The sequence below is a fragment of the Caulobacter segnis genome, from assembly GCF_029543125.1.
Taxonomy (GTDB): domain Bacteria; phylum Pseudomonadota; class Alphaproteobacteria; order Caulobacterales; family Caulobacteraceae; genus Caulobacter; species Caulobacter segnis_D.
This window is the reverse complement of the sequence record NZ_JARQWW010000006.1, coordinates 231,621-242,620: the sequence shown is the minus strand read 5'-3', so window position 1 is coordinate 242,620 and position 11,000 is coordinate 231,621. Positions and strand designations below refer to the sequence as shown.

At 68.5% G+C, this 11,000-nt stretch carries 5 protein-coding genes; 2 read left to right on the top strand and 3 right to left on the bottom strand.

Annotated elements, in window-relative coordinates:
* The first annotated feature begins 165 nt into the window (after window positions 1-165).
* Window positions 166-1,686: a M20/M25/M40 family metallo-hydrolase gene (locus P7B02_RS18150; protein ID WP_277787765.1), complete on the top strand. Its 1,521-nt coding sequence runs from the start codon at window positions 166-168 to the stop codon at window positions 1,684-1,686.
* A 154-nt stretch (window positions 1,687-1,840) separates the two neighbouring features.
* Here the strand turns inward: P7B02_RS18150 and P7B02_RS18145 are convergent, their stop codons facing one another.
* The 3 genes from P7B02_RS18145 to P7B02_RS18135 are packed head-to-tail and all read right to left on the bottom strand — an operon-like array spanning window position 1,841 to window position 7,487.
* Window positions 1,841-4,954 (bottom strand): efflux RND transporter permease subunit, encoded by a 3,114-nt coding sequence (locus P7B02_RS18145; protein ID WP_277787764.1) that lies wholly within the window; start codon window positions 4,952-4,954, stop codon window positions 1,841-1,843.
* Window positions 4,954-6,030, bottom strand: coding sequence for an efflux RND transporter periplasmic adaptor subunit (locus P7B02_RS18140; RefSeq protein ID WP_277787763.1), 1,077 nt, complete (start codon window positions 6,028-6,030; stop codon window positions 4,954-4,956). Before P7B02_RS18140 ends, P7B02_RS18145 begins: the two co-directional genes overlap by 1 nt.
* Complete coding sequence (locus P7B02_RS18135) at window positions 6,027-7,487, bottom strand: efflux transporter outer membrane subunit (protein ID WP_277787762.1); 1,461 nt, start codon at window positions 7,485-7,487, stop codon at window positions 6,027-6,029. Before P7B02_RS18135 ends, P7B02_RS18140 begins: the two co-directional genes overlap by 4 nt.
* A gap of 451 nt (window positions 7,488-7,938) precedes the next feature.
* Here P7B02_RS18135 and P7B02_RS18130 point away from each other — a divergent pair, with 451 nt between their 5' ends.
* Window positions 7,939-10,890: a TonB-dependent receptor plug domain-containing protein gene (locus tag P7B02_RS18130; RefSeq protein WP_277787761.1), complete on the top strand. Its 2,952-nt coding sequence runs from the start codon at window positions 7,939-7,941 to the stop codon at window positions 10,888-10,890.
* The last annotated feature ends 110 nt before the right edge of the window (window positions 10,891-11,000 follow it).

Below are 11,000 nucleotides of genomic sequence, written 5' to 3'. Positions count from 1 at the left end.
CGAGTAATCTCGACCGTCTCAGCGATCAGCTGATCCAAGCGAAGGCCCCGCGGAGCAATCCGCGGGGCCTTTTGCTTGGGCGAACGAAGCTCGACCGGAATCGCTTGTCGGACCGCGGTTCTCGGCCTCCTATTTCCCCCGAGGGGAAATCTTTTGGGGGACCGCATGTCCGACTTCACGATCCAGAACCGCCGCACGCTGCTCACCGGAGCCGCCGCGGCGGGCCTGTTCACGCCGGGGCTCGTCCTGGCCGCCAGCGGCGACATCGCCGCCATCCGCAAGGCCGCCGAGGCCGGCTACGACGCCTCGGTCAAGCGCATCCAGGAGTGGATCGCCCTGCCGTCCATCGCGGCCGAGAACCGCGACATGGACAAGGGCGCCGACTACATGATGGGCCTGGCCCGCGACGCCGGCTTCCAGCACGTGGAGAAGGTCCCCACCGACGGCCACCCCGGCGTGTTCGCGACCCTGGACGTTGGCGCCAAGCGCTGGATGGGCATCTACTTCATGTACGACGTGAAGCAGTATGATCCGGCCGAGTGGTCATCGCCGCCGCTGGAGGCGCGCATCGTCGACAAGCCGGGCTTCGGCAAGGTCATCGTCGGCCGGGGCGCGGTGAACCAGAAGGGGCCGGAGGCCACCTTCCTGGCCGCCCTGCACGCCATCCGCGCGGCGGGCAAGAAGTCGCCGGTGAACCTCGTCCTGGTCTGCGAGGGTGAGGAGGAGATCGGCAGCCCGAACTTCCACCAGATCGTCGCCAAGCCGCACATCCTGGCCGCCCTGAAGAAGTGCGAGGGCGTGATCATTCCCGCGGGCTGGCAGGCCCCCAGCAACGGCGGCGTCAGCGTCAACCTCGGCGCCAAGGGCGTGGTCGAGTTCGAACTGGTCTCCAGCGGCGCCACCTGGGGCCGGGGCCCCAAGACCGACATCCATTCCAGCGAGAAGGCCCGGGTGGACAGCCCGGCCTGGCGGCTTGTCCAGGCCCTCGGCACGCTGGTCACGCCGGACGGCAATTCTTCGGCCATCGACGGCTGGTTCGAGCATGTGCGGCCGCTCACCGCCCGTGAGAAGGAGCTGATCGGCCTGGCCGCCCAGCGCATGAGCGAGGCGGACGCCAAGAAGGCCCTGGGCGTCGACAAGTGGATCGACGACCTGCCCTGGGAGAAGGCGCTGGAGCGTCTGGCCTCCCAGCCCACGGTGAACATCGAGGGGCTGGTCAGCGGCTATACTGGCGTCGGCGGCAAGACCGTCCTGCCGGGCCGGGCGGTGGCCAAGATCGACCTGCGCCTGGTGCCGAACCAGACCATGGCCGACTGCGTGAAGAAGATCCGCGCCCACCTGGACAAGCGCGGCTTCACCGATATCGAGGTCAATGTCAGCGGCGGCTACGACCCCACCGAGACGGACGAGAACAGCCGTCTGATCCGGGCGGAGCTGGCCACCTACAACAAGCGCGGTGTGCCGGCGTCGGTCTATCCGCGCCTGGCGGGGTCGTGGCCGGGAGCGGTGTTCACCTCCGCGCCGGTCAGTCTGCCCGCCGGCCAGTTCGGCCTGGGTCACGGCAGCGGGGCCCATGCGCCCAACGAGTACTATGTGATCGAAAGCAGCAACCCGAAGGTCGAGGGCCTGGTCGGCGCGACCATGGGCTATGTGGACTTCCTCTACGAGATCGCGGCGATCAAGTAGGGCGCCAAATCCTCCCCCTCTGGGGGAGGGGAACCGCGAAGCGGTGGAGGGGGCTTTCCAGTCAGCAAGACCCCTCCGTCCCTCCGGGCCACCTCCCCCGAAGGGGGAGGACCTGAAAGAAGAAAGGCCCCGGATTGCTCCGGGGCCTTTTGTTTTAGAGCCGGTCGGCCGGGGCGCCTTCGCCCGCCGCCTCGCGGGGGGTGACCCACCGGGCCAGCTTGGGCCGCAGCCAGGCCTCGAAGTCGTCGACGATCTCGTACACGACCGGCACCAGCACCAGCGAAAGCACGGTGGAGGTGATCAGGCCGCCGATCACGGCCACGGCCATGGGTTGGCGGAACTCCGCGCCCTTGCCGATCCCGAGCGCGGTGGGGAGCATGCCCGCCATCATGGCCAGGGTGGTCATGACGATGGGGCGCGCCCGTTCGCGGCAGGCCTCGATGATGGCGTCACGCTGGCTCTTGCCGGCGCGCTCCTCCTCGATGGCGTACTCGACCAGCAGGATCGAGTTCTTGGCCGCCAGGCCCATCAGCATCAGGAAACCGATCAGCGACGGCATGCTCAGCGACTGGCCGGTGATCAGCAGGGCGAAGAACGCGCCGCCGATGGCCAGGGGCAGGGCCGACAGGATGGTGATCGGCTTGAAGAAGCTTTTGAACAGCAGGACCAGCACGCCATAGACGAGGCCGATGGCCGACAGCAGGGCCACCGCGAAGCCGGTGAACAGCTCCACGAAGGCCTCCTGGTCGCCGGCCGAGGCGGGAGTCACGCCTTCCGGCAGCTTCTTCATGGTCGGCAGGTTGTTGACGTCGGTGATCGCCTGGCCGAGTTGCGCGCCGTTGTCGAGGTCGGCCTCGATGGTCAGCTGACGCTTGCGGGCGAAGCGGTCGATCTTGGCCGGGCCGGCCTGGAACTCCACGTCCGCCACGGTGTCGAGGCGGGTTGTGGAGCCGTCGGCGGTCGGCACGCGCAGGCCCTTGATGGCCTCCAGGTCGCGACGCGCCTCTTCAGGCAGGCGGATGCGGATCGGCACACGACGCTCGCCGTCGGTCAGCTTGGCGACGTTGGCGTCGATGTCACCCACCGTGGCCACGCGGGCGATCGCGGCGATGTCGGCCGAGCTGACGCCCAAGCGGGAGGCTTCGTCCGGACGCGGGCGGATGACGATTTCCGGGCCGCTCGGCGGGGACGACGGACGCGGATCGGCGACCGTCTTCAGACCGCGCATCTCACGCTCCACCTGCAGGGCGGCGCGCTCCAGGGCGTCGCCGTCCTCGGCGGTGAGGATGGTCTGCACTTCGGATGTGCCCCAGTCGCCCAGCAGGTTCACGCGGGCGTCAGGGATGTCGTGCAGCCCGGTGCGGACGATCTGCTTGATCTCGGTCACGGTCAGGTCGCGCTTGTCGTTCAGCACGATGGTGACCGTGGCGTCGCGCAGGTCGGAGCCGCTCTGGCCGCCCCAGCCGCTGGCGATGTTGGAGCCCACCTGGGAGAAGACGTGAGCCGTCTCGGGGCGTTCCTCGAACATGCGGGTGATCGCGGCGACGGTGCGCTCCATCTGCGGGGCCGTGGCGCCGGGAGGGCCCTGGACCTTCAGATAGTAGTAGTTGGCGTTGCCGGCCGGCTGGAAGGCCGTGGGCAGCAGGCCCGCCAGCATGATCGAGCCGATGAAGATCACGCCGCCGATGATGCAGCTGACGATGCGGTGATCCAGCGCCCAGTTCAGGACCGCCGGATAGCGCCCCTCGAACGGCTTGCGCGCGTGCGGCTGGGTGTTCGGCTTCAGGAAGTAGGCGGCCAGCAGCGGGGTGAGCAGGCGGGCGACCACCAGCGAGAACAGCACCGCCACGGCGACGGTCAGGCCGAACTCCTTGAAGAACTGGCCCGGCATGCCCGGCATGTAGGACACCGGCACGAACACCGCGACGATGGTGAAGGTGGTCGCCACGACCGCCAGGCCGATGGCGTCGGCGCCTTCCATGGCGGCCTGATAGGGGCGCTGGCCGCGGCTGACGCGCTTTTCGATGTTCTCGATCTCTACGATGGCGTCGTCGACCAGGATGCCGATGACCAGAGTCAGGGCCAGCAGGGTCACCACGTTCAGCGAGAAGCCGGCGACGGCCATGAAGGCGAAGGTCGGGATCAGCGAGACGGGCATGGCCAGGGCGGTGATCGCCGTGGCGCGCCATTCGCGCAGGAACATGAACACCACCAGCGAGGCCAGCAGCATGCCTTCGAGCAGGGTGTGCTCGGTGGCGGTGAAGCTGGCGCGGGTGTCGTCCACGGTCGAGAAGATCTTGGTGAAGGTCACGCCGTTGTTGGCGGCGCCCAGCTTCTCGATGGCCTTGGCCACGCGGTCCTCGACCTCGACGTCGGAGCTGTCGCGGGTCTTCATGACCTGGAAGGCGACGACCGGCTTGCCGTCCAGGCGGGCGAAACCGCGGACCTCGCCGGCGCCGTCGCCGATCTCGGCCACATCGGTCAGCTGCACGAAGCGGCCGCCGCCGGTGGGGATGGTCAGGGCGCGCAGCTGCTCCAGCGTCTCGGCGGCGCCGAGGACGCGCAGGGTCTGCTCGCGGCCGCCGATGCGGACGCGGCCGCCGGGGGCGTCGACGCTGAACGAGGCCAGGGCCTGGTTCAGCTGCGGCGCCGTCACGCCCAGGGCCGCCATGCGGTCCGGGTCGGCGATGATGTTGATCTCGCGGTTCACGCCGCCCACGCGGGCGACCTGGGCCACGCCCTTTTCGCCTTGCAGGGCGCGGGTCACGGTGTCGTCGATGAACCAGGACAGCTCGGTCGGGGCCATGGCCGGCGCGGCGACCGCGATGGTCAGGATCGGGGCGCTGTCGATCTCCAGGCGCTGGACGATCGGCTCGTCGATCTCGCGCGGCAGCTGGGCGCGGGCCTGGTCGACCTTGGAGCGGACCTCGTCGGTAACCTTCTGCAGGTCCTCGCCCAGCTCAAACTCGACCGTGGTGGTCGAGGCGCCCTGGACCACCGACGAGCGGATGGTCTTGATGTTCGAGATGCCGGCCAGGGCGTCCTCGACGGGACGGGTGACCTGGGTCTCAAGCTCGCCCGGCGCCGCGCCGCTTTGCGTGACGGTGACCGTCACGGCGGGGAAGGTGACGTTCGGGAACTGCTTGATCGGCAGCGACAGGTACGCGCCGATGCCGACGATCACCAGGGCGATGAACAGCAGGGCGACGGGCGTCGGGTTCTTGATCGCCCAAGCTGAAATTCGAAGTTGCGACCCTTCGGGAGCCATCAGCGCGCCGCCTTCTGGTTCGGAGCCCCGGGGGCGGAGCCTTCAACCGGCTTCACCACATCGCCGTCCAGGGCGAAGGCCGCGGCGCCGAGCAGGACGCGGGCGCCGGCGGGCGGGCCCTGAACCAGCTCCACATAACCGCCGCCGCGCTGGCCGGTCTTCACCGGCACCTGCTTGACCTTGTTGTCGGCGCCGACCGTGGCCACCGAGGCGCCTTCGGCGTCATAGCGGACAGCCGTTTCCGGCACGGCCAGGACCTGACGTCCGCCGCCGCCGAACACGCCGCGGGCGAAGCCGCCGGCGCGCAGGTCGGAGCGGACGGGCAGGCGCACACGCACGCGGCCTAGTTGGGTCTCGGCGTTGACCTGCGGGCTGATCAGACGAACCGCGCCCTGCACCTGGGCGCCGCCCGGCAGGGTCACGGTCACCGGCGAGCCGACAGTCAGCTTGGACAGGTCGGCTTCGTTCAGTTCGGCGTCGAGCTCGATGAGCTGGTCGCGGGCGATGCGGAACCACGGGGTCGTGCCGCCGCCGGAGACGTCGCCCGGACGCACGGTGCGCTCCAGCACCACGCCGCTGACCGGGGCGGTGATGGTCATGCGCTCAGAACGGGTGCGCAGCTCCTTCAGCGCGGCCTGCTGGGCCTTGGCGGTGTAGCGGCGGGTCTCGATCTGCTCTTGCGAGAGAACCCCCTGACCGTCGAGGCCGGCCACGCGGCGGGCTTCGGCTTCGGCCTGGGCGGTCACGGCCGCTTGTTGGTCGACCTGAGCGCGCAGCAGCGTGTCGTCGAGCTGAGCCAGAGGCTGGCCGGCGCGGACCACGGCGCCTTCCTCCACCAGGACGCGGGCGACGCGGTAGCCGGAAAGCTCCGAGCCGACGGCGGCCTCCTCACGCGGGATCAGGCGGCCCGAGGCGGTGAGGCCGGCGCCGATCGAGCGGGTCTCGACGCGGGTGACGGTGACCGTGCGCGCGTCGTCCGAGGCCTTGGCCGGAGCCTTCTCCTCCTTCTTGCCGCAAGCGGCGATGCCGACGGCCAGAACCAGGGCGGCGGTCGTCCAGGGGCGAAGAGTGCTCATGCTTGGGGCTCTTTGGCGGGGGTCTTGGCGGCCGTTGCGGCCTTGTTGTCGAGCGGAGTCCAACCGCCGCCGATGGCCTTGTAGGCCTGGACGGTGCGGGTCAGGGATTGAACCTGGGCTCCGGTGAGGGCGGTGCGGGCGGTGCGCCAGTTGGTCTCGGCGGTCACCGCGGCGGTCAGGTCGTCGAAGCCCATGTCGTAGCGCTTGCGCGCGGCGTCATAGGCCTTGCGGGCGCGGGCCTCGCCAGCGGTCAGCAAGTCGACGCGGCGACGATCGGCGGCCAGGCGGACGAGGGTGTTCTCGGCCTCGCCATAGGCGTCCTGAACGGCCTTCTCGTAGGCGATCACCGCCTGCTCTGCGCGGGCGCGGGTCGCCTTCTCCTGAGCCAGCAGCTGAGGGATGTCGAGGATCGGCTGCATCAGCGTGCCGCCGATGTACCAGGCGCGCGTCGTGCTCTCGAAGCCCGGCAGCTCGCTGCGGGTCAGGCCGATGCCCGGGGTCAGGGTGAAGCGCGGGAAGAGCGCGACTTCGGCGCCGCGAAGAGTGCCGGCGGCGCTGCGGACGCGCATCTCCGCCTCGCGCACCTCTGGACGTCGCGCCAGGAGCTCGCCGGGGATGGAGGCCGGCACCGCCGGGGCGGTCGGCACGGCGGCGGGAGCGGGCAGGCTCTCCACCGGATCGATGCCTCGGCCCGCCAGGATCAGCAGGGTGCGCTTGGCGGCCTGAAGTTCGGCCTCCAGGTTCGCGGCCTGGGCGTTCGACTGCGCCAGGGAGGCGGCGGACTGGTCCGCTTCGGACGAGGCGGCGAGACCCGCGGCGGCGCGCTTGGACGCCACCTGATAGAGGTCGTTCTGAAGGCGCGCGGTCTGGCGCGCGTCCTCCAGCTGGATGGCCAGGCCGCGCGCCTCGAAATAGGACTGGGCCACATTGGCGGCCAGGCTGGCGCGGGTTGCCTCGTAGTTGAAGCGGACGGCGGCGTAGTCGGCGTCAGCGACCTGGCGGGCCGCGCGGCGGGCGCCGAAGAAGTCCAGCTCCCAGCTGACGTCGAAGTTCAGGCCGTAGTTCTTCTGGATCCCGCTGTTGGCGAAACCGGGAATATCCAGCTGGGTGCCGTCCAGCACCTTGCTGTCGGTGCGGCGGGCGTTGCCCTGCAGTTCGCCGTCCGGAAGATAGATGTCCCAGATGGTGCCGCGGCGCGTGGCGCGGGCCTCGTCGAGGCGAGCGGCGGCGCTGCGCGCATCAGGGCTGCGCTCCAGCGCCGTCTGGATCAGGGCGGTCAGCTCAGGATCGTTGAATGCGGTCCACCACTGGTCGAGCGCGATGGCGTCGGCCGGAGCGGCGGCGCCCGGAGCCTGATAGGCGGTCGGAAGGGTCAGGTCGGGCTTCCGCGGGGGCGTGCCGCATGCGGCCAGCACCAGCGGAGCGAGCGCCACGGCGCCCAGTACTCTTATTCTCATCGGCTCCCCGCCTCTGCGCCGATGACGGCCCCTCGGCCAGGCAGCGCTACGCAATACGGGCGGAAAATAGTCTTGGTCGATGACGCTTGCCATACCGCTCGAGCCGATTCCTGACAGCAGTTCGCAGATGTGTCCCCGGCGCAGCAGACCACTCGCTCCGCCAAGCGCCTGTTGACGTTGCTTCAAAACATACCGCATCATCGAAACAAGTGTTCGTCAGGAGGGGTCTGGCGTGATGCGTGCGCGTTCTTCGTCGCCAATGAAAGCTGCGCTGTGGCGCGGAGCGCGGTGGATTGAGCGAGTTCGAGCCGTAAATCCCGCCTCGTCGCTACGAACTCCGTTCCCCCAAAAGATACCGATTGTTCTGTTTCAAGGAGGCTGCGCCGCCTGAGACCGCTCGTACGTAACAAGAACAAAAGCAGTTACGCGCAATAAAAAAGGGAGGATTGTAATGACGAGAATGGGTTTCCTGACGGGAGCCTCGCTCCTGGCCATGACCGCCATGGCGCCAATCGGCGCCGCGGCGCAGGATGCACAGAATACCGTGGAGGAAGTGGTCGTCACCGGCTCGCTGATCCGGGGTACGCCGGAGAACGCGGCCCTGCCGGTGGACGTGATCTCCGCCGAGGAGCTTCAAAAGCAGGGCTCGCCCTCGACGGTGGAGCTGATCAAGTCGCTGGCCGTCAGCAACGGCGTCCTGGGCGACACCAACCAGTTCGACAGCCGCGCCCAGGGGTCTGAAGGCTCCGGCTCGGTGAACCTGCGCGGTCTGGGCTCCATGCGCACCCTGGTGCTGCTGAACGGCCGGCGCATGGCGATCAACCCGCTGGCCCAGGCTGGGGCGGGGATCGTCGACACCAACATGATCCCTTCGGCGGCCATCGGCCGGGTCGAGGTGCTGAAGGACGGCGCCGCCGCCACCTATGGCTCGGACGCCATCGGCGGGGTGGTCAACTTCATCACCCGCAATCGTTTCGATGGCGCGGAGTTCGCCGCCGACTATCGCTTCGTTGAAGGCTCGCAAGGCGGCGACTATTCGCTGAGCGCCCTGTGGGGCTGGGCCAACGACCGCATGGACGTGATGCTGTCGGCCGGCTGGCAGCATCGTGGCGAACTCGACGTGATCGAGCGCGACTGGGCCAACCGTCCCTATCTGGAGAATCCGGAAGGCGGCTGGACCGCCGCGGGCAATCCCGGGACCTTCCTGTCCTTCACCGCGCCGGCGGCCACCGGGGCCACCCTGTTTCGCGATCCGCAGTGCGCGGCCCTGGGCGGCACGCCCGGCTTCAGCGGCACGACGCCCGCCTGCTACGAGCACTACATCGAGTGGGACAACCTGGTTGAGAAGGAAGAGCACTATCAGGTCTACGGCCAGTTCAATTACGAGCTGTCGGACAATCACAAGTTCCACCTGGAAGGCCTCTATGGCCGCACCGAGGTGCCCAAGTGGGAGACGACGCCGTCCTACGCCCTGCTGGCCAATCCGACCCCGGAAGCGCTGGCGGGCGCAGGGGCGCTGGCGGGTGCGCTCTATGCCGGCCGCTTCTATGTCCCAACCAACAACCCGGGCCTGATCGACTTCGCGGCCAAGAACCCGCAGTACAGCTTCCTGACCACCTTTGGCGCGGCCTATCTGGCGCCGGCGGCGCGGCCGTTCCTGGTGGGCGGCAACCCGATGTTCGACAACGGGCCGTCGCGCGGCGAACGCTACTACGACTTCTACCGGTTCTCCGGCGGGCTGAACGGCGTGTTCGGGCCGGACATCGGCTACGACCTGGCCGTCACCTACAGCGAGCAGAAGGGCACGCGGACCGGCTACGACACCATCGTCAACCGGCTGGAGCTGGCCCTGCGCGGTCTGGGCGGTCCGAACTGCAACCGCTCCGCCAATACGCCGGGCCAGAACGGCTGCCTCTGGTACAACCCATTCTCCAACGCCATCCAGAAGAACATGATCACCGGCCAGGTGAACCCGCAGTACAACGCGGCGGTGGCCAACAGCGCCGAGGTGACGCGCTGGTTCTTCCAGGAGTTGAGCACCACCCAGAAGGCGAAGCTGTTCGTGGTTGACGCCGTGCTCAACGGCGGGCTGGGCATCACCCTGCCGGGCGGCGACGTCAAATGGGCGCTGGGCACGCAGTACCGGAAGGACTGGTTCAAGTCCGACTACAACGACATCAGCAACACCCTGGTGAACCCCTGCCTGGCCTCGCCGGACTTCGGGGTGAATAACTGCCCGGTGGCGCAGCGCAGCGGACCGTTCGGCTTCCTCGGCGCCGGCACGCCCAATGACACCAGCGGCGATGTCTACGCCCTGTTCGGCGAGCTGCAGGTGCCGCTGCTAGAGAGCCTGAACTTCCAGTTCGCCGCCCGCTACGAAGACTATGGCGCGGCGGTGGGTTCGACCTTCGATCCCAAGGCGTCTGTGCGCTGGCAGGCGACGGACTTCCTGGCCCTGCGCGGCTCGGTGGGCACCACCTTCCGTGGGCCGCCCCTGGCTCAACTGGCGCCCGGCAACATCACCTCGCTGCAGTCGATCCTCGGCACGTTCCGGGCCGTTGACATCGGCGGTAACCCGAACATGGATCCGGAAAGCGCCACCACCTACAGCATCGGTGTGATCCTGGAGGCGGGCGGTTTCCGCGGTTCGATCGACTACTTCAGCTTCGACTTCGACAACCCGATCGTGGCCGAGCCGGTGGCCGGGATGGTAAACGCCGTGTTCCCCAACGGGGCGGGTGGCACGAACAACTGCTCCAACCCGGCCTTCGCCCAGTTGGTCGCGCGGTTCACCTTCAACGGCGGGACCTGTTCGGCGGCCAACATCGCCCGCCTGCAGACGTTCTACGTGAACGGCTCGCCGGTGAAGACCTCGGGCCTCGACTTCATGGGGACCTACGAGTTCAACAACTTCGCCGGCGGCGACCTGACCATCGGCGGCACCGCCACCTGGATCCGCGACTACAGCGTGGAGGCCCAGCCGGTGGCCGGCACGGTGGTCACGCCCGCCTTCGATGCGGTGGGCTATCTCAACTACCAGACCACCGTGGTGCCGATCCCGGAATGGAAGGGGCAGGCCTTCGCCGAGTGGGAGCGCGGCAATCACACGATCCGCGTGACCTTCAACTACATCGACAGCTACGAGGACCAGCGGACGACGCCGTTCATCGCCACGCCGAACACCAACAACACGGTGATCCGCGGCGGCAAGGTCGTCAGCAGCTACAAGACGGTTGATGTGACCTGGCGGATGATCCTGCCGGGCGAGACGACCGTCACCCTCAATGTCGACAACGCCTTCAACGAAGACCCGCCGTTCGCGCGTCTGGATCTGAATTACGACCCGTTCACCGCCGACGCCCTCGGCCGGACGGTCAAGCTCGGCATCCGCAAGGCCTTCTAGCCGGAAGGGCGGCGGCTTCACGGCCGCCGCCTGTTCAGCCGGACCAGTCCTACCTCGCCCCTCCTTCGTCTCGACGGGGGAGGGGGCTTTTTGAGCGAGGCCCTGTTTGC

Coding starts and splice junctions, on each gene's coding strand:
- P7B02_RS18150 (WP_277787765.1), top strand. CDS start 166: ATGTCCGACTTCACGATCCAGAACCGCCGCACGCTGCTCACCGGAGCC.
- P7B02_RS18145 (WP_277787764.1), bottom strand. CDS start 4,954: ATGGCTCCCGAAGGGTCGCAACTTCGAATTTCAGCTTGGGCGATCAAG.
- P7B02_RS18140 (WP_277787763.1), bottom strand. CDS start 6,030: ATGAGCACTCTTCGCCCCTGGACGACCGCCGCCCTGGTTCTGGCCGTC.
- P7B02_RS18135 (WP_277787762.1), bottom strand. CDS start 7,487: ATGAGAATAAGAGTACTGGGCGCCGTGGCGCTCGCTCCGCTGGTGCTG.
- P7B02_RS18130 (WP_277787761.1), top strand. CDS start 7,939: ATGACGAGAATGGGTTTCCTGACGGGAGCCTCGCTCCTGGCCATGACC.